Consider the following 21,751-nt stretch of genomic DNA (forward strand, 5'->3'; position numbering starts at 1 on the left):
CCGGGATCCACCCGGAGAATGAACCCTGAGAGCCCCCAGTAGTTCTGGAGTCGAATGACATTGGCGGCCTCCCCCGCCGGGCGAACTGTTGCTCCGCGCCGACGCCGATGTCACCGCTCACTCACGTCGACACCGGAAATCTGTGTCCCGCGAAGGTCATTGGCTGAGGTAGGCGATGATGGCTCCGGCCAGGCCCGCACGCGTGTCGTCCAAGTCACTGTAGGTGCCGAGCGTCCGTTCCGACGCGATGCCGCGCATGGCTGCCGGGATCAGCCCCGCCACTTGGCGAACCTTGACCGGGTCGACGCCGAGGTCCGCGAAGGCCCGCTGACACGCTTCGTCCCAGCGGGGCTTCCATGAGGCGAAGACCGCCGCGGTCTGGGGGTAGTCGCGCTCGAACTCGGAATGCTCGCGGGGCAATGCCGCACGCAAAGTCTCGATGGCGAGCGACTCCGGCGTCCGTAGGCCGACCCACATCGCCTCGATGAGCGCGGTAACCCGCTCCTCCAGGGAGCCGTCGGGCCTGGTGCCCGCGGGCAAGTCGCCGCGCTGGTCCGCGGTGTAGCGCAGGACCGCGGCCCACAGGCCGTCGATGTCGCCGAACTGGTACTTGATCGCCCCCCACGTTGCGCCGATGTCGGCGGCGATCCGCTTGCCCGACACCGCAGCGGGATCGCCGGTGGCCAGGGAGGCGATCGCGGCCTTGATCATGCTGTCCCGCGTGGCGATACCGCGCTTGTTGGCTCGCCGCGTCGCCACCTCCGCTTCCGTCATTTGGTCGAGTCTAGCGGCCTGACCTGCACAGGCCAATTTTTCATAGAGACCTCTACTATATTTTAGTAGAGCCCTCTATTATTATTCCGGCACGACCGGCGAATGATCTCGCGGGGTGCTCGGAGTTACTGGAGGATCGAGATGGTGAAGCCGGCGTTGTCGATGCAGCCGACTGGCTGGTTCCAGGTGGCCTGGTCGAGCGAGATCGCCATCGGCGATGTGCGCACCATGAAGTATTTCGGCCGGGAGATGGTCGCCTGGCGTTCGGCCGCGGGCCGGGTCACGGTGTTCGACGCCTACTGCGAGCATTTGGGCGCGCATCTGGGCTACGGCGGTCACGTCGAAGGGGAGAGCCTGGTCTGCCCGTTCCACGGATGGGAGTGGAACCAGGACGGCCGCAACGTCTGCATTCCCTATGAGTCACACCCGAATCGGGGACGACGGATCCGTAGCTACCCGACCGTCGAGCGCAACGAATCGGTCTGGATCTGGTTCGATATCGACGGCCGCGCACCGTATTTCGACGTGCCGGACATCTTCGCCGACTTCGGCGACGACAAGTCCGCGGCGGACTACTACCCGGCCTTCCCGGCGGGCACGCTGTATCGCGCTGGGCTGGAACTGCATCCGCAGTACATCATGGAAAACGGCGTCGACTTCGCCCACTTCAAATTCGTGCACAAGACGCCGTTCGTGCCGGAATTCACCCGTCAGGATTTCAGCGGCCCGGTGTCGTACGTCGACTTCACCGTCGCGTTCGACGACACGCCGGAGGACGAGATCAACAGCGGTGTCGAGGCCATCAACGGCGGGCTCGGAGTCGCGGTCACCAAAAGCTGGGGCATGGTGGACAACCGCACCCTGTCCGCGGTGACGCCGGTGGACGAGTCGACCTCGGATGTGCGATTCACCGTGTGGATCGGGCGCAAACCCGGCGACGAGCGGCCGGAGATGAGCGGCTTCGCCAAGACCATGGCCAATTTCGTGATCGAGCAATTCCAGGCCGACATCGATATCTGGTCGCGCATGCGCTACACCGAGCCACCTGCCCTGTCGCGCAAGGAATACGAGGGCTTCAAGGCATTGCGCGCGTGGGCGGCCCAGTTCTATCCGGACGGACACGACGCAAGCGCGAACGCCGACCGCGACGACACCACCGTCAATTCCTGACCACAGCACCAACCGGAGAAAGAAGCAGAAGGCAGCAGCATGGGCGTATCGACGAAGACTCGCGTGTTTCAAGTCGCGACCGGCAATCTCGGCACCGAGATGATCCGCCGCATCCGCAACCACCCCGACCTGGAACTGATCGGCCTGCACTGCTATACGCCGGAGAAGATCGGCCGCGACGCGGGCGAGATCGTCGGCCTGGAACCGATCGGCGTACGCGCCACCGGCACCGTCGAGGAGATCATCGCCGCCCGGCCGGACGTGCTCACCTTCCACGGAGTATTCCCCGACGAAGACCTCTACGAAAAGGTGCTCGAGGCGGGCATCAACATCGTCACCACCGCGGACTGGATCACCGGATACCACCGCGACACCAACCACCCGCACCCGTCCGGCCGCAAGGTCAGCGAGGTGATCGCCGCGGCGTGCGACCGCGGCAACGCGACCTTCTATGGCACCGGCATGAACCCCGGCCTCTGCCAGATCCTCGGGATCGTGCACACCGCCGACGTGGCAGACATCGAGAATGTCACCGTGACCGAATCGGTCGACGTGTCCTGCCACCACTCGGTGGAGACGTGGAAGGCCGTCGGCTACGGCCGGCCGATCGACGACCCGACCATCCCGGACTCGCTGTACAAATACACCGCCGTGTTCGCCGACTCGGTGTATCTGATGGCCGACGCGTTCGGGCTCGAGCTGGACGAGGTGAAGTTCAGCTACGAACTCGGCGCGTGCACCGAGGACGTGGACCTCGGCTGGTACTTCCTGCCCAAGGGGTCACTCGGCGCGAACTACATCAAGTACCAGGGCATGGTCGACGGTGTGCCGCGGGTGGAGTCCCATCTGGAATGGCAGATGACGCCGCACACGTCCCCGTCCTGGAAGATCAAGGGCTGCTACATCACTCAGGTCATCGGCGACCCCACCATCTACAGCAAGCACATGATCCTGCCGAAGAAGGGCTTCGACTTCTCCGATCCGGCCAGCTTCGCCTCGATTGGCATGACCGTCACCGGACTGCCCGCCCTCAATGCCATCCGGTCCGTGGTCGCCGCCCCGCCCGGCATCATCACCAGCGCCGACCTGCCGCTGCGCGGACTGGCGGGCCGCTTCAAAATCTAGGTCTTAGGTCGTGCATCGACGTCCCCTGCTCGGCATCTTGCTCCGGGTCCCCGAAGTGGATATCGCCGCGCCGGGTCAGCAGATCGGCGGCGTCTGCGGCCCAACCCAATTCGGTGTTCACCGCGATCGCCGCGTCGATCGGCCCCGGAATCCCGAACTCGGCGCGGCCAGTGTGCCCGGAGCTCAGCGCGTGGACCTGGACCGCCTTTGCCGCTGCGGCGCTCACGGGCGCGCGGGGCGTCTCGGGCAGCGGTGACCGGGCGATCTCGCCGGGAGATCGGTTTGGGCTCAACGGGATTCGGCAGGGGCGACCAGGTCCCGGATCAGCAGGGCGGTGTGGAGGGAGGTGCGGGTTTCGCCGTCGTCGAGGTCGACGTCGAGGATGCGTTCGATACGGGCCAGGCGGTCGTAGAGGGTGGGGCGACTGATGTTGAGGCGCTTGGCGAGTTCGGTTTTGTTGCCGGCCAGGTCGAGGAAATGACGGAGGGTGGGGGTGAGGTCGGTGGCGTGGCGGATGTCGTGGCGGAGCAGGGCGCTCAGTTCGGTCTCGGCGAAGCGCTGGACGCCGGGCTCGTCGCGGATCAGGGACAGCAGGCCGCGCAGGCGGACGTCGCCGCTGCGGTAGAAGGGGCGCGGTGTCGAAACGGCCAGGGCGAGAGCGACTTCCGCGACGTGGGCGGCCTGGGCCAGTTCGCGGGCGGTGTCGAGCAGCGAGTCGGATTCGCCGCCGACGCCGATGACCGCGCGTTCCACGCCGGCGACTCGGCGGATCTCGGCGAGCACGGCCGAGCAGACCTTGGTGAGGGCGGCGTCCAGGTCACCGCTGCGCGACACGGCCAGCACGACGGTGACCCGGGTGCCGTGGTCGGGCGCGGCCAGCGCGGTCGCCCTGGCCAGCGCCACACCGTGCAGCGTCGCGTCCAGCAGGGCGGCCGTACGGCGTTGCTGCGCCAGTGGATCCGATTCGGCGGCGGCCGCGACCTCCACCGCCAGCGGGACATAGCGGGCGCGGCGGGCCAGGCCGAGCGCTGCCGCCAGCGCCACCGCGTCCCGCTCGTCGGTGACGCGGCCGGTGACCAGATCATCGACGAGTCCGGTCTGCGCCTGCCGGTGCAGGCCGAACCGGTCACGCTCGATCATCCGGTGCAGGGTGAGCGTCTGCGCCGCGCGTTCGAGCACCATCCGGGCGCGAGCGCCCGGCACTCGGCTCGACCGCAGGATGAGCCGCCCCCACGGCTGCGTATGCGGGCCCACCGGAACGACATTCGGGTCGGTGTCGGGCAGCAGCCGGGAGGTGGCCTCCCACTGGTCGAGCAGGGCCGAGGCACCGGTGTGCCGGGCCGTCAGCGCGAGCACCCGATGCGCGAGATCCTCGAGCACCACGGACGCGTCCAGCATTCCGGCAGCGGTCCGCACGATCTCGGCCAGCGACGCCCGCCGCACACTCAGGGCCGTGAAGGTCTCGTGCACCGTGCGCGCGAACTCGAGCTCCGCGTACTGGTCGGCCACGATTGCCCGGTGCACCGCCTCGGTGATCTCCACGAACCGCACCACCCGGTGCAGCGCCACCACCGGTAACCCCACCCGGTCCGCCGTCCGCGCCACCACCGGCGGCAATTCCCGCACGGAGGTGCCCAGTTCGACGACCAGCCCGGATACCCCGGCCGCCGCGAGTGCTTCCAGATAGGCCACGGTCGCCGCGTCGCTACCGGCCAGCGCCTGTCCGGTGGTGAGAATCAGTTCCCGGCCCACCAGCAGCGCCGCGACATCGGGCAGTTCGCTCGCGTGTACCCAGCGCACCGGCCGATCCAGCGGGCCGCCACCCACGACCTCCGGCTGCCCGGCCCGCACCACCGGCATGTCCAGCACGTCAGCAACGGAGAGGAGCACCGACGAATCGTAATACGAACACCGAAATTGCATACACATTGTCGGGTATCAACCGGCCGGTAGCAGCGCACAGTAGGGACGGACAATCCGCGGCGGGGCCGGCGGCATCACGGAATCGAGGAGACATGCAGACCATCGCTCACTGGCTCGACGGCAAGAGCTTCACCGGTTCCAGCACTGCGACCGCACCGGTCACCAATCCCGCCACCGGCGAGGTGACCGGACAGGTCGCACTCGCCTCGGCCGCCGACGTCCGCACGGTCGTCGACGCCGCCGCGGCCGCCTTCCCCGCCTGGCGCGACTCCTCCCTGGCCAAGCGCACCCAGGTGCTGTTCCGGTTCCGGGAACTGCTCAACGAGCGCAAGGAGGAGCTGGCCGCGCTCATCACCGCCGAGCACGGCAAGGTGCTCGCCGACGCCCTGGGCGAGGTCACCCGTGGCCTGGAGGTGGTCGAATTCGCCTGCGGCATCCCGCATCTACTCAAGGGCGGCTACACCGAGAACGCCTCCACCAAGGTCGACATCTTCTCCGTGCGCCAGCCGCTGGGCCCGGTGGCCGTCATCTCGCCGTTCAACTTCCCGGCCATGGTGCCCATGTGGTTCTTCCCGGTCGCCATCGCGGCCGGGAACACCGTGGTGCTCAAGCCGAGCGAGAAGGACCCGTCACCGTCGCTGTGGCTCGCCGAACTGTGGCAGGAGGCCGGACTGCCCGACGGCGTGTTCAACGTGGTCCAGGGCGACAAGGTCGCCGTCGACGAGCTGCTGGAAAACCCTGCCGTCAAAGCGGTTTCGTTCGTCGGCTCCACCCCGATCGCCAAGTACGTCTACGAGCACGGCACCGCGGCCGGCAAGCGCGTACAGGCCCTCGGCGGGGCCAAGAACCACATGGTGGTGCTGCCCGACGCCGACCTGGACCTGGCCGCCGACGCGGCGGTGAACGCTGGCTTCGGCTCGGCCGGGGAACGCTGCATGGCGATCAGCGCGCTGGTCGCGGTCGGGCCCATCGCCGATGACCTGGTCTCGCGAATCACCGAGCGCGCCAACACTATTCGCACCGGCGACGGCACCCGCGGCACCGACATGGGCCCGCTGGTCACCGCGACCCACCGCGACAAGGTCGCGTCCCACATCGACGCCGGCGAATCCTCCGGCGCGACAGTGGTTCTCGACGGCCGCACGGTCTCCGCCGACGGCGCGGTCGGCGGATTCTGGCTCGGCCCCACCATTCTCGACCACGTCACCACCGACATGAGCGTCTACACCGACGAGATCTTCGGCCCGGTGCTGTCGGTGCTCCGCGTGGACAGCTACGACGAAGCCCTCGCCCTCATCAACGCCAACCCCTACGGCAACGGCACCGCCCTGTTCACCAATGACGGCGGCGCCGCCCGGCGTTTCCACAACGAGGTCGAGGTCGGCATGGTCGGCATCAACGTCCCCATCCCGGTCCCCATGGCCTACTACAGTTTCGGAGGCTGGAAGAACTCCCTGTTCGGCGACTCGCACGCGCATGGCACCGACGGCGTGCACTTCTTCACCCGCACCAAGGCCGTCACCACCCGCTGGCTCGACCCCAGCCACGGCGGCCTGAATCTCGGCTTCCCCCAGAACCACTGACGGCGACGACACCGAAGGACATGCGATGACCCTGCACCACGGCCCGACCCCGGAGGCCGCGCGCGAGATCGCCACCCGCGCCTACGAACTGGATCGCAAGCACGTCTTCCACTCCTGGTCTGCGCAGAAGTCGCTGCACCCCATGGTGATCACCGCCGCTCAGGGCTGCTACGTGTGGGACGGCGACGGCAACCGGCTGCTCGACTTCTCCTCGCAGATGGTGAACACCAATATCGGGCACCAGCATCCGAAGGTGGTGGCCGCCATCCAGGAGCAGGCGGCGACGCTGTGCACCATCGGCCCGGCGTTCGCGAACGACGCCCGCTCGGAAGCCGCGCGACTGATCGCCGAACGCACGCCCGGTGACCTGGACCGGATCTTCTTCACCAATGGCGGCGCGGACGCCGTCGAGCACGCGGTGCGCATGGCGCGGCTGCACACCGGGCGCTACAAGGTGCTCGCGCGCTACCGGTCCTATCACGGCGGCACCGAGACAGCCGTGAATCTCACCGGCGACCCGCGGCGCTGGCCCAACGATCACGGCAATGCCGGGGTCGTGCACTTCTTCGGGCCGTTCCTGTACCGCTCGCACTTCCACGCGACGACCGAGGCCGAGGAGACCCAGCGGGCACTGCGGCACCTCGAGGAGACGATCGCCTTCGAGGGACCCGGCACCATCGCCGCCGTCATCCTGGAATCCGTGCCGGGCACGGCCGGAATCATGGTCCCGCCACCGGGATACCTGGCGGGCGTGCGCGAACTGTGCGACCGGTACGGCATCGTGTTCATCGCCGACGAGGTGATGTCGGGCTTCGGCCGTACCGGAAAATGGTTCGCCATCGAGCACGCTTCCGAGGGGGACCGCGACGTGGTCCCGGACCTGCTCACCTTCGCCAAGGGCGTGAACTCGGGCTATGTGCCGCTGGGCGGCGTCGCCATCGCACCGCACATCGCGGCCACCTTCGACGACCTCCCCTACCCGGGCGGGCTCACCTACTCGGGGCATCCGCTCGCGACCGCAGCCGCGGTCGCGACCATCAATGCCATGCGCGACGAGGGCATCGTCGAGAACGCCGCCGATATCGGCCAGCGGGTCATCGGTCCCGGCCTGCGCGAGCTGGCCGACCGGCACCCGAGCATCGGCGAGGTCCGGGGCCTGGGCGTGTTCTGGGCCCTCGATCTGGTCCTCGATCGCGACACCCGCGAACCGCTGGCACCCTACGGCGGCAGCAGCCCGGCCATGACCGAGACCGTGGCCGCCGCCAAGGCCGCCGGACTGTTGCTGTTCGTGAACTTCAACCGCCTGCACGTGGTTCCGCCCTGCATCATCACCGAAGCCGAGGCCAAGGAGGGACTCGCGATTCTCGATCACGCACTCACAGTGGCCGACGCGCACACGGGGTGAATCCGCTGGGCTATCCTCAGGACACAGGAGGAGGCGGACATGGACCGGCCGACGACGCCGACGCAGGTGTTGCGGTCCATCGCGCGCATGCCCCGCCGCTCCGAGGATCGCGCCGCCACCAGCTGACTCTCTCGAAAGCCGCCGACAGGTCCCCCTTCGGGTGACCATCGGCGGCTTTTGCGTACCCCGGGCTCGGAGACGCGACAATTCGCCGTTTCGGCACGAGAGAGAAGGAGTTGATCGGCCATGTCGGCCAAGGGAAGCAAACCGTGGGCGTCGGCACTCGAGGACGCAGCGCCGACGCCGTACTGGACCGACCGGCCCGAGCGGCCGACACCCACCGACCCCCTCACCACCGCCACCGACGCCGACCTGGCCGTCATCGGCGGCGGCTACAGCGGGCTCTGGACCGCTCTGCTGGCCAAGGAACGTGATCCCGGCACCGACGTGGCGCTGGTGGAATCCGGCCTCTGCGGGCACGCCGCCTCCGGTCGCAACGGCGGCTTCTGCTCCGCCAGCCTCACCCACGGCCTGGCCAACGGCCTCGAACGCTTCCCCGACGAGATCGCCCAGCTGGAACGACTGGGCCGGTCCAATCTCGACGACATCGAGAAGGCCATCCTCCGCTACGGCATCGACTGCGACTTCGAACGCACCGGCGAGATGGAGATCGCCACCGCGCCACATGAGATCGAATGGCTGCAGGAGAGCCACGAGGCCGCCGAATCCCTCGGCTACCGCACCGAATTGCTCGACGCCGGCCAGGTACGGGACCTGGTGCACTCCCCCACCTACCTCGGCGGCTGGTGGGACCGCGACGGCGTCGCCATGCTCGATCCGGCCCGGCTGGCCTGGGGATTGCGCCGGGCGTGCCTGGACGCCGGTGTGCGCATCTTCGAAGGCACTCCCGCACAACGCATTTCGAAATCACCGGGTGGCACGCTGACCCTGCACACCCCGCACGGTGAGGTCCGGACGCCCCGGGTCGCCCTGTGCACCAGCGCTTTCGCGGGCCCGGTGCCGAAGGTGTCCCGCCACGTGGTGCCGGTCTACGACTACGCGCTCATGACCGAACCGCTCACCGCCGAACAGCTCGACAGCATCGGGTGGGGCACCCGCATGGGCCTCGGCGACGCCTCCTACCGCTTCCACTACTACCGGCTGAGCAGCGACAACCGCATCCTCTTCGGCGGTTACGACGCCATCTACCACTTCGGCAATCGCATCGCCCCCGCCCTCGAATACAACGAGGCCACCTTCGAAACCCTGGCCCGGCACTTCTTCCAGATCTTCCCGCAGCTCGACGGCCTGCGCTTCACCCACCGCTGGGGCGGGGTCATCGACACCTGCGGCCGGTTCTGCGCCTTCTTCGGGTCCGCGTACAAGGGCCGGCTCGTCTACGCGGCCGGCTACACGGGGCTCGGCGTGGGCGCGACCCGCTTCGGCGCGGAGGTCATGCTCGACCAGCTGTGGGGCCGCGACACCGAACGCACCCGCCTGCGCATGGTGCGCTCCCGGCCGCTGCCCCTGCCACCGGAACCGTTGCGCTCCGCGGGAATTCACCTCACCCGGTGGTCCCTGGCCCGCGCCGACGCCCACCAGGGCCGCCGCAACCTGTGGCTCAAGACCCTGGACTACACCGGATTGGGCTTCGACAGCTGATCAGTGGATCACCGGGGCGAGCGCAGGATCAGGACGGAGATCTCGCTCGGCGCGAACAGGCGCAGCTGCGGACCCCAGAAGCCGGTGCCGCGGCTGGTGTAGAGCTGGGTGCGCTCGCCGTGGCGGCTGAGCCCGGCCACCACGGGCTGATCCAGGCGCACCAGATAGCGGAACGGCCAGATCTGCCCGCCGTGGGTGTGGCCCGAGATCTGCAGGGCCACACCCACGGACACCGCGTCGGTGACCTGCTTGGGCTGATGGGCCAGCAGGATCACCGGCAGCGCGGGATCGGCGCCCGCGAGGGCCGCCTCGATGTCCGGGCCGTGGCCGGGCAGGCCGCTGCCGGTGGGATCGTCGATACCGGCCAGCACCAGGCTGTCGCCGTCGCGGGTGATGACCTCGTGCTGGTTGCGCAGCGGCTGCCAGCCCAGCCCGGACATGTGCTCGATCCAGCCCGGGGCGTCACCGAAGTACTCGTGATTACCGGTGATGTAGAAACGGCCGTACTCGGACTCGACCTTGCCGAGCGGATCGACCTGGGCCCGGCGCTTCGCCACCGAACCGTCCGCGAGATCGCCAGCGTGACAGGCGATATCGGGACGCTGGGCGTTGACCTCCTCGACCACCCGCTCCGACCAGCGCAGCCGATCGGTCGCGGCGTAATGGGTGTCGGTGACGACCACCATCCGCAGACCGTCCAAACCCGCACCGAGACCGGGGATCTCGACCTCGACCGTCCGCACCCGGGGCAGCCGGCGCGCCTCGTAGATCGCCCACGCGGTCAGCACCACCGACACCGCCAGCACCCCGCCGGCCACGACACGCGAGCGCAGCGGATCGTCCACCCCCGCGACCGCGAGCACGCCGCGGGCCGCGGCGCCGATCACCGACCAGGTGAACACCACCCACATCACGCCCAGCATGGTGTCGCCCACCAGCGACGCCGTGTCGGACTGCCGCGGGCCGTGCCCGAGCAGCATGCCCGCCGGCAATGCCAGATAACCGAGCAGGAACACTGCGGTACCGAGCCAGAACCACGGACCCGACAGGGTCGTGTACACCAGCAGCCACCACGGGAGCAGGAACAGCAGCGCGGGAACCGCCAGGAACAGAACCGCACGGGGAACATACTTCACGGGAGATCATCCTTGTCGGACCGAACGCCGCCGGAGAAGGCGTGCTATCCAACGTACCGCGCCCATCGGGAAGGATGATCACACGTGACCGACCAGACCTCCGGCCGGGGAGCGCCGATCCTCGACGACATCGCCAAACAGATCATCGCCGAACTCCAGGAGGACGGCCGCCGGGCCTACGCCACCATCGGCAAGGCGGTGGGCCTGTCCGAGGCGGCCGTGCGCCAGCGGGTCCAGAAACTCGCCGACGCCGGGGTCATCCAGATCGTGGCAGTCACCGATCCGCTGCAGGTCGGGCTGTTCCGGCAGGCCATGATCGCGATCACCGTGGACGGGCCGGCCCAGCCGGTGGCCGACAACCTCGCCGCGATCGAGGAGATCAACTACGTGGTCATCTGCGCGGGCCGCTACGACATCCTCTGCGAAGCGGTCTGCCCGGACGACGAGGCCCTGCTGGATCTGGTGTCCAACCGTATCCGCGCGCTGGCCGGTGTCCGGCACGCCGAGATCATGGTCTACCTCAAGCTCCGGAAGCAGACGTACAAGTACGGCACGCGCTGAACGCGCCTCACTCGTCGGTGAGCTCGGCGAGTTCGGCGGCGAGGTTGGCGCGGGCGACGGATTCGTAGCGGTCGCAGGCCGCCGGGGTGCGGAACAGCCGGGGCTGCTCGGCCAATGCCGCCAGCACCGCCGCACGGCCCGCCCGGAACAGTTCGTCGGGGACGTGCGCGTATTCCGCGCGGACCGCGGCCGTGTATGCGGCATAGGCGGATTCGTCGGCCGCGAGGATCGCCAGGTCGGCATCACAGAGGACGGCGCCGTTGCGATCATCGGGCTCCGGGTGATGGCCGCCGGTCAATCGGACCAGGCGCGCCACCTCGGCGACGGTCGCCGCGTCGACACCCAGTGCGGGCAGGGTGGTTTCGGCCAGGCGGGCGCTGGCCTCCTCGTTGTCGCCGCCGTCCATGGCGTACACGGCGTCGTGGAAGAACGCCGCGTATCGGACCGCGTCCAGATCCTCGGCGTCGGCGGCCAGATCATCGATGACGACCAGCATGGCGGCCAGGTGCTCGACCGTGTGATAGCGGCGGTGCGGCTCGCTGTATCGGCGGACCAGGTCCTCCCCGACCGGGCGCGCCCGCGGCCCGGCCAATTTCGTCCAGCGGTCCAGCAGGTCCGCGTCCAGGCTCATCCCCATCCGGGCAGTGTGCCGAATCTTCGGTCCGGAGAAAACCCCTCGGGCAGCGTGGTTTTCACCACTGATACATAGGGTCAAGCGTCGCCGAGCGTGAGGTAACGCTGAATGGTGGGCCCGATGTCGGCGACGATCTGCTCCGAGGTCAGGGCCACCACCGGCGGCAGCCGCAGGACGTAGCGGCACAGGGCGAGTCCCAGGATCTGGGTGGCGATCAGGCCGGCCCGATACGAGGCGTCGGCAGGGTCACCGAAACGCAGCACGGCCGGCATCAGCTGCTGGGCGAAGATGCGCTGGGTGCGTTCGACCACGGCCTCGTCGGTCAGCGCCGAACGCATGAGGGTGAGCAGGATCTCGCTGGTCGGCGGCTGCTCCCACAGTTCCAGGAAGCGCGCGGCCAGCAGGGCGCCCAGCGAATCCGGGGCGGCCGCACCGAGATCCGGCAGCTCCAGGTCGACATCCAGGGCGGCGTCGAACAATCCGTCCTTGTTGCCGTAGTAGCGCATCACCATCGACGGATCGATCCCGGCATCAGCCGCGATCGCCCGGATCGTGGCCTTCCGGTAGCCGTCCTCGGCGAAGCGGCGTCGCGCCGCCTCCAGGATCGCCGCGCGGGTCGCATCCGACCGCCGCGGACCCGTCTCCACAGTCATGCCCACAAGTGTAGGCCAACAGGTGTTGACTACCAATGGGCGGGTTAGAGTGAGCCATGTCCATGCAGCCCAAGCGCTGGACGCCACCCAAGGCGACCGCCCGCGCCCGCGAAAACCACAGTGCGCCACCCATGCCGCCGGTACGGCGACTCGAGGTGCCCGGAACCGGACCCGAGGATGTGGTGATCGCCCCCGACGGCAGAATCCTCGCCGGACTCGCGGACGGCACCCTGGTCGCGGTCGACCCGGCCGACGGCGCGGTCGAGCGCATCGGACACACCGGCGGACGGCCGCTCGGGCTGCACGCCGATGCCGATGGCTCACTGCTGATCTGCGACGCCGAGCGCGGCCTCCTCCGCCTGGACAAGCCGGGCGGTCAGATCGAGGTACTGGTGTCCGAGGTCGACGGGGTGCCGCTGAACTTCGCCAGCAATGTGGTCGCCGACGGCGACACCATCTACTTCTCCGAATCCACCCGGCACTGGAAACTCGGCGAGTACATGGGCGACATGCTCGAGCACTCCGAGACCGGGCGGCTGCTGCGCCGCAATCCCGACGGCAGCGTCGAAACCCTGGTCGACGGGCTGAAATTCGCCAACGGCATCGTGCTGGCCCCGGACCGCTCGTGCGTGCTGGTCGCCGAGACCGGCGGCTACAGCATCACCCGCTACTGGCTGACCGGGCCGACAGCCGGCACCCACGACTACTTCGCCGAGAACCTGCCCGCCTTCCCCGACAATATGGGCCTCGGCAGTGACGGGCTGGCGTGGGTGGCGCTGGTGTCGCCGCGAAATCCGCTGCTGGACACACTGCTTCCGCTGCCCGGCGTACTGCGACGGCTGGTGTGGGCGATTCCCGAAGCGCTGCAGCCGAAACCGGCGCGGACGGTGTGGGTGCAGGCCTTCGACTTCGACGGGAACCTCGTGCACGACCTGCAGCGCGAGGGCACCGACTACGCGATGGTCACCGGGGTCGCGGAACGGGACGGCACGCTCTATCTGGGCAGCCTCTCGGAACCGGCGATCGCCGTGACCCGGGTGCCCTAGGCCCTAGCGCTTCTGAGCCTCGTCCTGCGCGTGCTGCGCCTGGGCCAGCTGCGTCGGCGTGTACCGCAACGTCAGCGCCAGCAGGCCCATGGCCGCGGTGCCGATGGCACACACCAGCAGGACGAGGGTGTACCCGCTGCCGAGGGCATCGATCTGATGCTGCGACATCCCGCTCACCTTGCCCGTCGCGCTCTTGTCCAGTGACAGCGTGCGCGACAGGGCGACCGGGGCCAGAATGCCGACCGCGAACGGCGTGCCCATGTTCATGAACATCTGCCCGACCGCGGACAGCGGGCCGATGTGGGCCATGTCCACGCCGACCAGGACACACAGCGGCAGGATCACGATCGCGGTGCCGACACAGAAGCCGACGATCGACATCATGACCAGCAGCGTCGGGAAGTAGTCGGCCGAACTGTCCAGCGTGGAACCGAAATACAGCGCGCCCGCCAGCACGATCGCCGCCGCCAGCAGCAGCCAGCGCGCGCGGACGTACATGCACGCCTTGGACGCGACCGCGGTGCCGACACCCGCGCCGAGGGTGAACGGGATGCTGGCCAGACCGGCCTGCAAGGGGCTGTAGCGCAACACGTTCTGCAGGAACTGCGCCACGAAGAAGGTGGTCGCGCCGAGCACGCCGGAGGTCAGGAAGATGGCCGCGAAGGTGATCACGCGGTCGCGGCTGTCGAACAGCGACCATGGCAGGAGCGGGTTCTCCACATCGCGCTCGGCGAGGACGAACACGATCAGCAGGATCAGGCCGCCGATCACCGCGCCCAGGATGACCGGACTGTCCCAACCCATTTCGGGTCCCTCGGTCGCGCCGAAGACGATCGACACACAGGCCAGCGTGCCCAGGATCGCGCCGCGCACATCCATGGACATGCGCTGGTGGGCGGTGTCGCGCAGCTGGTAGATCGCGCCCCACACGATGAGCAGGCCGATCGGCACATTGATCCAGAAGATCCAGCGCCAGTCGACCTGGGTGAGCGCGCCGCCGATGACCAGACCACCGACCGAGCCGACACCGACCATGGAACCGAAGATGGCGACCGCCTGGTTGCGGGCCGGACCGGGCGCGTAGGTGCTCGCCACCAGCGCGAAGGCGGTCGGGGCGGCAATGGCCGCGCCGGTGCCCTGCAGGGCGCGGGCCGCGATCAGCCAAGCCTCGTTCTGCGCGGTGCCGCACAGCGCCGAGGCGAGGGTGAACAGCCCGACGCCGAGGATGAGCATGCGCTTGCGGCCGAACGAGTCGCCCAGGCGGCCGCCCAGCAGCATGAGTCCGGCGAACGGCAGACCGTAGGCGGTGACCGTCCACGCGCTGCCCGCGCTCGACAGGCCGAGCTGCTCCTGTAGTCGGGGCAGCGCCAGGATCATCACGGTGCCGTCGAGCACGACCATCAGCTGCAGCCCGCTGAGGACGAGAATCGCGAGCCCGAACGCCCGCTTGGTTACCGGATACTGCATCGTCGCAGCGGGGTTATCGAGCACCCGCCCACTGTAATAGATGCGGTGATCGGGTCGCCGAACTCAGGGCGCACCGTCGCGACCTCGGGACACACCGTCAGGAGCGCGGGTCCGGCGCGCCCGCGGTGAATCCGGCGGTCGGGCCGATGACGATGATGGCCGGCGGGCGAACGCCCTCGGCCCGCACCCGCTCGGCGACCGTGGCCAGGTCGGCGCGCAGGATGCGCTGGGTGCGCAGGCTGCCCTCCTGGATCACGGTGACCGCGGTATCGGCCGCACGACCACCCGACATGAGCGCGTCGGCGAACTTCTCGATCCGCTCGACCGCCATCAGCAGCACAAGGGTGCCGCGCAGCCGGGCCAGCGCCGGCCAGTCGACCAGCGAATCCGGGTGCTCGGGGGCGACATGGCCGCTGACGACCACGAACTCGTGCGTGACCCCGCGGTGCGTGACCGGGATACCGGCCAGGGCCGGCACCGAAATCGCACTGGTGACACCGGGAACCACGGTCACCGGGATACCGGCGTCGACGCAGGCCTCGAGCTCCTCGTAGCCGCGGCCGAAGACATAGTTGTCGCCGCCCTTGAGCCGCACCACGAACTTGCCCGCCTTCGCGCCCTCGATGAGCGCGGCATTGATGTGCTCCTGCGCCATGGCCCGGCCGTACGGGATCTTGGCGGCGTCGATGACCTCGACCTCCGGCCCGAGCTCGGCCAGCAGCTCCGGCGGCGCGAGCCGGTCGGCGACAACGAGATTCGCGCGGGCCAGCAGACGGCGACCGCGCACGGTGATGAGATCCGGGTCACCGGGGCCGCCGCCGACCAGCGCCACACCCGGGGTCACGGGAGCCGAATCATCGGTCACCACACCGGATTGCAGGGCTTCCAGCAGCGCGTTGCGGACCGCGGCCGAACGGCGGTGCTGCCCGCCGGCCAGGACGCCCAGCGTCATGCCGTCGTAGCGGGCGGTGGCCGGGGTGACCGCGGTGCCGAACCGGGCGATGTCGGCGCGGACGCAGAACACGCGGCGGCGGGTGGCCTCCTCGACCACGGCCGCATTGGTGTCCGGCTCGTCGGTGCAGGCCATGGCGTACCAGGCGCCGTCGAGATCGCCGTCGGCGTAAGCGCGCAACTCCAAGGTGAGCTGGCCCGAGGTGGCCATGCCCTCCACCGCGGGCGTGGCCTCGCGGCTGATCACGTGCACGTCCGCACCGGAGGCGATGAGCAGTCCGAGCCGCCGCTGGGCCACCGTGCCGCCGCCGACCACGACCACGCGGCGACCGTTCAGATCGAGACCGACCAGGTAGTTCGGATCACCGGTGTCGACCCGGGACTCGGGAACCGGCTGGTCATCGGGGGTGGCTTCGGGGCTCTGCACAAGGATTCAGCGTACGGCGTGAGCGGCGGCGCACGACAATCGCCTGGCGTCCTGGTGGCAATCGATACAGAGTTCACAACGGTCGGGACGTCTTTCGCCGCGAACACGCCTCACAGGCCGCCTGGCCGTGCACCTCGGGCGTCCACGGCTACCTCGGCTATCCGACCGCCCGCCTGCTGCGCCGCGCGGACGCCCAGCCGGACTTCGTCGCCGGGACCGGCGAGTTCCTCGCCCCGAACCCGCACTGGGACAACCAGAGCAGCGGGATCAGTTGAAGCGCGGGACGTCCTGGATCAAGTGGATTCCGCCCTGCCGCAGGCGAATCGTGCTCTCGTCGACCTGCTGCAACGCGATGGTCACCGGGTGACCGGACAGGTCTCCGGTGAGGACGAGCCGGTCGGTGGCCGGGCGATCGAAGGTGAAAGTCGCCAGGGCGTGCGGCGCCTCGGACGGCCCGCCCGCGGACTGCAGCACGAGCGTGTGCGCGGTGCCGTCGAGCTGCGCGCCGACGGTGGTCAGCGAGTCGTCCATGGCCTGAACGCCGACCGCGCCGGGATTGTCGAACACCATTCGACGCCAACGGATTTCGTCCGTGGTCAGCGGCGGCACGGGCTGACCGTCGCGGGTGAACTCGGTGACGGTCCAGATGCCGTACAGGTCCGACTTCGGACGGCCCGGACCCCAGTCGTGGTACGCCTTGACACTCAGGGTCACCTCCGCGATCAGGAACCAGATCAGCAATGCCACCTGCGCGATCGCGATGATCCGGCGTCCGCGGGCACTTTCGACCGGCTCGGGCGTGGCTGCCGGTCCGGCCGCCGATCCGGTGAGGACCGCGGTCAATCGGCGCGCTTCGGGAGCCAGCAGCACCAGGCACAGCAGCATGAGATGGAACGACAGCAGCTTCACCGGGATGTCGAAGGTCATGTTCAGAATCCAGACCTGCGCCATGCTCACCAGGCTCAGCAGCACGCCCGCCAGGGTGGTGCGCGGGAGCAGCAGCAGAATTCCGCCCATCACCTCGGCGGCGCCGAGCAGCATTTCGTAGACCGGCGAGGTGCCCACCTGCAGCCACAGCATGGACGAATGAGTCATATTGCCCAGCGGCTGGATCAAGGCGTCCAACGGGGGCACCGGCATTTGCGTCGGAACCAGTTTGGCGAAGCCGTAACCCAGCATCTGCCCGGCCAGGCACAGGCGGATGAACAGCAGGAACCAGCCCGCGAGGCGGCGGTACTCGGTGCGGCGGCGGTCCAGGACACTCCAGACGACAGTACCGACGACGGCGAGCATCAGGACGCAGAAGACCAGGACCCACAGGTAGGCCTGATCGCCGCTCCCGGAGTTCGGATTCAGCGCGACATCGGCGCCGAAAACGGTGCGGCCGACCCATTTCACCGGGCCGCTGTACCAGTTGACCACCGTTATCGGCGCATTGTCCGGCAGCCATCGCGCGATTACGCCGAGAAAGGCGTAGACGGGCTGCGGATAGAAGACGCAGAAAAGGCCGAAATACAGAAAGCTGAATCGAAACAGAATCCGGATGGCGGGTCTCCACTCGTCGACCGCGTCCCGATCCCTCCCCTCCAGATCGGTTGCGCTATCGGCTGTCAGCAGGCTCATCCCATGTCCCCTCGTCATCGATCCGGAATCTCGACCGTAGGCCGCCGGGACGCCCGGCCGCCTCCGTGAAGACCCCGAGCCGACCCGGAATATGCCTAATCGGAAGTACTCCCAAGGGATTACGTGGCAGCACGAGTCCGGCCCCCGAACAACGGCCGTCCCGGTCACCGGTACTGCGGACGATATTTGTTCGGTTCGCTTCCCAGCCCCTCTAGAACGCGTTACATTTTTGGACACGTGTTACCCAGACCACAGCGCCATCTCGAGAGCACACGGGGAACGGGACGCACAACGCTGATGCTGGTCCGCTAGAAGGGACGGGGATGTCCGCCGACGACCTCAATGAGAAATGGGAATTGACGGTCTCCGACCGCGATGACAACGAGCTCGCGACGAAACTGGCGCAGTGGCTCGCCACCAAGGTCGAGTCGGACGAACCGCCGGTCGTCACCTCGCTGACCCATCCTCAGGCCGGCGGAATGTCCAGCGCCACACTGCTGTTCGACGCCGAATGGACCGAGGGCGGGCAGCCCGCGGGCGGCTCCTTCGTCGCCCGGCTGGCCCCGGAGGCCGACTCCTTCCCGGTGTTCGAGAAATACGACCTCGAAGGCCAGTTCGCGACCATGGCGGCCGTCGCGGCGGCCACCGACCTGCCGATCCCGCCGCTGTGCTGGTTCGAGGCCGACGGCGGCGTGCTGGGCTCACCGTTCCTGGTGATGCGCCGGGTGAACGGCCAGGCGCCGTCCGACAATCCGCCGTACGTCTTCACCGGCTGGCTGTTCGATGCCACCCCGGAGCAGCGGCTCGAGATCACGCAGCACACCGTGGACGTCATCGCCCGCATCCACGCCATCGAGAACCCGGCCGAGCGCTTCCCGCACCTCGACGGCGAAGGATCGGCGCTGCGCCGGCACCTCGACGCCCAGAAGCGCTGGTACGCATGGGCTTTGACCGATGACGGGTACAACATCCCGATTCTCGACCGGGCCTTCGCCTGGCTCGAGGAGAACTTCCCCGCCGACCCGGGACCCGACGTGCTCAGCTGGGGCGACGCCCGGCCGGGCAACATCATGTTCGAGGACTTCGCGCCCACCGCCATCCTCGACTGGGAGATGGCGGCCCTCGGCCCGCGTGAACTCGATATCGCCTGGACCCTGCTCATCCACCGGTTCTTCCAGGACATGGCCACCCAGTACGGGCAGCCCGGCGTACCGGACTACATGCGCCGCAGCGACGTCGAGAAGCTCTACACCGAAGCCACCGGATACACCCCCCGCGATCTGGACTGGTACCTCACCTACGCCGCCCTGCGCCACGGCATCGTGATGGCCCGGATCTGGCGTCGGATGATCCACTTCGGTGAGACCACCGAACCGGAGCACCGCGACGAATTCGTCATGCACACACCGCTGCTGAAGGCGCTGCTCGACGGCACCTACGACTGGGATTGAGAGACGAGGACATGATCGGTCCGCTGGACGAATACCCCATCCATCAGACCCCGCTGCCCATGGCGCGGGTGGCGAGCAGCGATCGGAACTTCTACGACCGCAGCTACTACAACGCCATCGAGACCGGCGGCGACACCATGCTCATCACCGGGTTCGGCGTGTACCCGAACCTGGGCGTGACCGATGCCTTCGCCACCGTGCGACGCGGGAACAGCCAGCGCGCGGTGCGCTTCTCGGACGCGCTCGACCAGCGCGGGCTGGACCTGGCCGTCGGCGGCTACCGCATCGAGGTGCTGGAACCGCTGCAGAAGCTGCGCGTCGTGTGCGAGCACGACGACCTGTCGTTCGACCTGATCTGGGAGGGCGCGTTCCCGACCGTGCAGGAGCAGCCGCACACCATCATCACCGGGCTCAACCGGCCCATCATCGACGCGCAGCGGTTCGCGCAGGTCGGAACCTGGTCGGGCACACTGAATGTCGACGGCGCCGACTTCAGCATCGACCCCGGCGTGTGGTGCGGCACCCGCGACCGGTCCTGGGGCATCCGGCCGGTCGGCGAATCCGACCCGGCGGGTCGCGTGGCCGACGAGCCGTCCGAGGGTTTCTGGTGGCTGTACGTGCCGCTGAAGTTCGACGACTTCTCCATCATCGTGATCGTGCAGGAGGAGCCCAACGGCTTCCGCACCCTCAACGACGCCACCCGGATCTGGAACGACGGCCGGATCGAGCAGTTGGGTTGGCCGCGTGTGCATCTCACCTACAAGTCCGGCACCCGCATCCCCACCGCGCTGCGACTCGAACTCAACACCCCGGACGGCAAGCCGCTCGAGGTCGAGGTCGAGGCCGGCACCTTCATCGCGCTCAACGCCGGATGCGGCTACGGCGGCGACCCGGACTGGCAGCACGGTCAGTGGAAGGGCCGCAACTGGTCCGAGAGCCGCCTCTACGATCTGACCGATCCCGCTGTGGCGGGGCGCATTCCATTCGGCGTCATCGACCACGTCGGCAAGGCGCGCTGCGGCGACGCCGAAGGCTGGGGCCTCTTCGAGCACGGCAGCATGGGTCGCCACGATCCGACCGGGTTCGCCGATTGGGGTTCTGTGGCACCCTGATCGCGCACAACCGCAGCCCCCGCCGGCTTCCAACCACCCGGCGGGGGCTGCGGCATGTCGCGCTCGGGTACTCAGGAGCCGCAAGATCGCGGCGGCGAACTGGTCGGTGCGGCGGGCGATTGATCGCTCAGGGCGTCGGCCACCAGTAGTTGACGACCATGTAGAGGCTGAGGATCAGGCCGGAGAGGAAGACCAGGGCGCCGACTCCGATTCCCCATGTGGGACGCCAGCCGTGGCGTAATGCCATGCGAGCCAGCTGCCACGAGATAGCTCCGCCTGCTGCCCAGCTATAGAGCGGGAAGGCGCCGATCCACAGGATGATCTGGGGTGGGCAGGGGTGCCGCCAACCGCAGAAGGCTGGGATACCGTCCAGGTTTCTGATGATCAGGAACGAGAGGAAGGCGGTGACGCAGAAGCCTACGGTGCCCCAGAAACGCCACCACATCAGGAAGCTGCGCCAGCTGTCGGGTACGAGGGTGGGATACGCCACATCGCAAAAGATAAGGAACGAAGGACGAAAGACCAAAGGCAAAAGACAGAAAACAATAAAGAAGCCTCGAGGAGGGAGGGGAACGGGACCTCCTGCAACGACACCCACGTGCAGGCTCAAAGGCGAGGGGCTGGTAGCCGAAGGCGCGTCCCCAACCTTCCTGCGCACGCCAGCAGGACACGAGCAGCCGGGAGTTCATGCGGCCCGTGAACCCCACCCCAGGCAACTCGATTCGATCGCAGCAGCGACCCGCTCCCCGACGTGATGCCTGTCGTTCACACGCGGGATACCGGTGGGGTCGAGACTCCTCGGGGCGATCCACCCGGTGCGTCCCCTGTATGGGGAATCTTTGCCCATCACAACGGTTTTCCAGCCCTCGGCACTGTCGTTGACCAGTGCGTGGCAGTGGTCGCAGGCCAGGGTCAGGTTGTCCAGGTCGGTGGGCCCGCCCTGGACCCAGTCGGTGACGTGATGCACCGCGCACATCGAAGCCGGGGTCTCACAACCCGGGCGGGTGCAGCCCTTGTCGCGGGCGATCAACGCAACCGCTGCGCCGGG

General features: G+C 68.4%; 20 protein-coding genes. 9 read left to right on the plus strand and 11 right to left on the minus strand.

The annotated features are described in order from the left end of the window. Nucleotides 1–156: 156 nt before the first annotated feature. The gene (locus ON33_RS16295) at nt 157–774 is read right to left on the minus strand and encodes a TetR/AcrR family transcriptional regulator (RefSeq protein WP_040859723.1); all 618 of its coding nucleotides are present in this window, start codon (nt 772–774) and stop codon (nt 157–159) included. Nucleotides 775–915: 141 nt separating this feature from the next. Between ON33_RS16295 and ON33_RS16300 the strand changes: the two genes are divergently transcribed. Continuing rightward, nucleotides 916–1,944, plus strand: coding sequence for a Rieske 2Fe-2S domain-containing protein (locus tag ON33_RS16300; protein ID WP_040859724.1), 1,029 nt, complete (start codon nt 916–918; stop codon nt 1,942–1,944). Between the two features lie 39 nt (nt 1,945–1,983). Next, the gene (locus ON33_RS16305) at nt 1,984–3,069 is read left to right on the plus strand and encodes an NAD(P)H-dependent amine dehydrogenase family protein (RefSeq protein ID WP_040859726.1); all 1,086 of its coding nucleotides are present in this window, start codon (nt 1,984–1,986) and stop codon (nt 3,067–3,069) included. Here the strand turns inward: ON33_RS16305 and ON33_RS16310 are convergent. Together ON33_RS16310 and ON33_RS16315 are read right to left on the minus strand one after the other, a co-directional pair. Next, nucleotides 3,059–3,295, minus strand: coding sequence for a hypothetical protein (locus tag ON33_RS16310; protein WP_040859729.1), 237 nt, complete (start codon nt 3,293–3,295; stop codon nt 3,059–3,061). The genes ON33_RS16305 and ON33_RS16310 overlap by 11 nt on opposite strands. Nucleotides 3,296–3,357: 62 nt before the next feature. Next, entirely contained in the window at nt 3,358–4,959 is a 1,602-nt protein-coding gene (locus tag ON33_RS16315; RefSeq protein ID WP_040859732.1) for a PucR family transcriptional regulator, read from the minus strand. A 125-nt stretch (nt 4,960–5,084) separates the two neighbouring features. Here ON33_RS16315 and ON33_RS16320 point away from each other — a divergent pair, with 125 nt between their 5' ends. The 3 genes from ON33_RS16320 (at nt 5,085) to ON33_RS16330 (ending at nt 9,642) form a co-directional block, all read left to right on the plus strand. After that, complete coding sequence (locus tag ON33_RS16320; RefSeq protein ID WP_040859734.1) at nt 5,085–6,575, plus strand: CoA-acylating methylmalonate-semialdehyde dehydrogenase; 1,491 nt, start codon at nt 5,085–5,087, stop codon at nt 6,573–6,575. A 25-nt stretch (nt 6,576–6,600) separates the two neighbouring features. Continuing rightward, the gene (locus ON33_RS16325) at nt 6,601–7,980 is read left to right on the plus strand and encodes an aspartate aminotransferase family protein (RefSeq protein ID WP_040859736.1); all 1,380 of its coding nucleotides are present in this window, start codon (nt 6,601–6,603) and stop codon (nt 7,978–7,980) included. A 246-nt stretch (nt 7,981–8,226) separates the two neighbouring features. Beyond that, complete coding sequence (locus tag ON33_RS16330) at nt 8,227–9,642, plus strand: NAD(P)/FAD-dependent oxidoreductase (protein ID WP_040859738.1); 1,416 nt, start codon at nt 8,227–8,229, stop codon at nt 9,640–9,642. Nucleotides 9,643–9,650: 8 nt separating this feature from the next. On the opposite strand, the gene ON33_RS16335 is transcribed toward ON33_RS16330, so the two are convergent. Further along, a complete protein-coding gene (locus ON33_RS16335) occupies nt 9,651–10,778 on the minus strand; it encodes a metallophosphoesterase (protein WP_040859740.1) in 1,128 nt (375 codons plus the stop codon). 84 nt (nt 10,779–10,862) lie between these two features. Between ON33_RS16335 and ON33_RS16340 the strand changes: the two genes are divergently transcribed. Then, nucleotides 10,863–11,339 (plus strand): Lrp/AsnC family transcriptional regulator, encoded by a 477-nt coding sequence (locus tag ON33_RS16340; protein WP_040859742.1) that lies wholly within the window; start codon nt 10,863–10,865, stop codon nt 11,337–11,339. 7 nt (nt 11,340–11,346) lie between these two features. Here the strand turns inward: ON33_RS16340 and ON33_RS16345 are convergent, their stop codons facing one another. Beyond that, a complete protein-coding gene (locus tag ON33_RS16345) occupies nt 11,347–11,976 on the minus strand; it encodes an HD domain-containing protein (protein WP_040859744.1) in 630 nt (209 codons plus the stop codon). Nucleotides 11,977–12,050: 74 nt separating this feature from the next. Next, a complete protein-coding gene (locus ON33_RS16350; protein WP_040859746.1) occupies nt 12,051–12,626 on the minus strand; it encodes a TetR/AcrR family transcriptional regulator in 576 nt (191 codons plus the stop codon). A 56-nt stretch (nt 12,627–12,682) separates the two neighbouring features. Here ON33_RS16350 and ON33_RS16355 point away from each other — a divergent pair, with 56 nt between their 5' ends. After that, complete coding sequence (locus ON33_RS16355) at nt 12,683–13,672, plus strand: SMP-30/gluconolactonase/LRE family protein (protein ID WP_245550551.1); 990 nt, start codon at nt 12,683–12,685, stop codon at nt 13,670–13,672. Between the two features lie 3 nt (nt 13,673–13,675). Here ON33_RS16355 and ON33_RS16360 read toward each other — a convergent pair whose 3' ends face one another. From ON33_RS16360 to ON33_RS16370, 3 genes are all read right to left on the minus strand, one after another. Next, nucleotides 13,676–15,139, minus strand: a complete 1,464-nt coding sequence (locus tag ON33_RS16360) for an MFS transporter (protein ID WP_040859748.1) — start codon at nt 15,137–15,139, stop codon at nt 13,676–13,678. A gap of 97 nt (nt 15,140–15,236) precedes the next feature. Continuing rightward, complete coding sequence (cobA, locus tag ON33_RS16365) at nt 15,237–16,442, minus strand: uroporphyrinogen-III C-methyltransferase (protein ID WP_040859917.1); 1,206 nt, start codon at nt 16,440–16,442, stop codon at nt 15,237–15,239. Nucleotides 16,443–16,784: 342 nt separating this feature from the next. Then, nucleotides 16,785–18,140, minus strand: coding sequence for a DoxX family protein (locus tag ON33_RS16370; protein ID WP_245550552.1), 1,356 nt, complete (start codon nt 18,138–18,140; stop codon nt 16,785–16,787). Nucleotides 18,141–18,463: 323 nt separating this feature from the next. Here ON33_RS16370 and ON33_RS16375 point away from each other — a divergent pair, with 323 nt between their 5' ends. Next, nucleotides 18,464–19,591: a phosphotransferase family protein gene (locus ON33_RS16375; RefSeq protein ID WP_040859750.1), complete on the plus strand. Its 1,128-nt coding sequence runs from the start codon at nt 18,464–18,466 to the stop codon at nt 19,589–19,591. Between the two features lie 11 nt (nt 19,592–19,602). Further along, a complete protein-coding gene (locus ON33_RS16380; protein WP_040859752.1) occupies nt 19,603–20,703 on the plus strand; it encodes an Rv3169 family protein in 1,101 nt (366 codons plus the stop codon). A gap of 127 nt (nt 20,704–20,830) precedes the next feature. Here the strand turns inward: ON33_RS16380 and ON33_RS16385 are convergent, their stop codons facing one another. Next, a complete protein-coding gene (locus ON33_RS16385; protein WP_040859754.1) occupies nt 20,831–21,193 on the minus strand; it encodes a hypothetical protein in 363 nt (120 codons plus the stop codon). Nucleotides 21,194–21,388: 195 nt separating this feature from the next. After that, nucleotides 21,389–21,733: an HNH endonuclease signature motif containing protein gene (locus ON33_RS38270; RefSeq protein ID WP_373281033.1), complete on the minus strand. Its 345-nt coding sequence runs from the start codon at nt 21,731–21,733 to the stop codon at nt 21,389–21,391. Nucleotides 21,734–21,751 lie beyond the last annotated feature (18 nt).

Source organism: Nocardia niigatensis NBRC 100131 (genome assembly GCF_000308655.1).
GTDB classification, from domain to species: Bacteria; Actinomycetota; Actinomycetes; order Mycobacteriales; family Mycobacteriaceae; genus Nocardia; species Nocardia niigatensis.

Excerpts from the sequence above, each read along its gene's own strand:
- ON33_RS16325 (WP_040859736.1), top strand. The coding sequence starts at position 6,601 with ATGACCCTGCACCACGGCCCGACCCCGGAGGCCGCGCGCGAGATCGCC.
- ON33_RS16370 (WP_245550552.1), bottom strand. The coding sequence starts at position 18,140 with ATGAGCCTGCTGACAGCCGATAGCGCAACCGATCTGGAGGGGAGGGAT.
- ON33_RS16305 (WP_040859726.1), top strand. The coding sequence starts at position 1,984 with ATGGGCGTATCGACGAAGACTCGCGTGTTTCAAGTCGCGACCGGCAAT.
- ON33_RS16375 (WP_040859750.1), top strand. The coding sequence starts at position 18,464 with ATGTCCGCCGACGACCTCAATGAGAAATGGGAATTGACGGTCTCCGAC.
- ON33_RS16360 (WP_040859748.1), bottom strand. The coding sequence starts at position 15,139 with ATGCAGTATCCGGTAACCAAGCGGGCGTTCGGGCTCGCGATTCTCGTC.
- ON33_RS16330 (WP_040859738.1), top strand. The coding sequence starts at position 8,227 with ATGTCGGCCAAGGGAAGCAAACCGTGGGCGTCGGCACTCGAGGACGCA.
- ON33_RS16320 (WP_040859734.1), top strand. The coding sequence starts at position 5,085 with ATGCAGACCATCGCTCACTGGCTCGACGGCAAGAGCTTCACCGGTTCC.
- ON33_RS16355 (WP_245550551.1), top strand. The coding sequence starts at position 12,683 with ATGTCCATGCAGCCCAAGCGCTGGACGCCACCCAAGGCGACCGCCCGC.
- ON33_RS16380 (WP_040859752.1), top strand. The coding sequence starts at position 19,603 with ATGATCGGTCCGCTGGACGAATACCCCATCCATCAGACCCCGCTGCCC.
- ON33_RS16295 (WP_040859723.1), bottom strand. The coding sequence starts at position 774 with ATGACGGAAGCGGAGGTGGCGACGCGGCGAGCCAACAAGCGCGGTATC.
- ON33_RS16345 (WP_040859744.1), bottom strand. The coding sequence starts at position 11,976 with ATGGGGATGAGCCTGGACGCGGACCTGCTGGACCGCTGGACGAAATTG.
- ON33_RS16350 (WP_040859746.1), bottom strand. The coding sequence starts at position 12,626 with ATGACTGTGGAGACGGGTCCGCGGCGGTCGGATGCGACCCGCGCGGCG.
- ON33_RS16300 (WP_040859724.1), top strand. The coding sequence starts at position 916 with ATGGTGAAGCCGGCGTTGTCGATGCAGCCGACTGGCTGGTTCCAGGTG.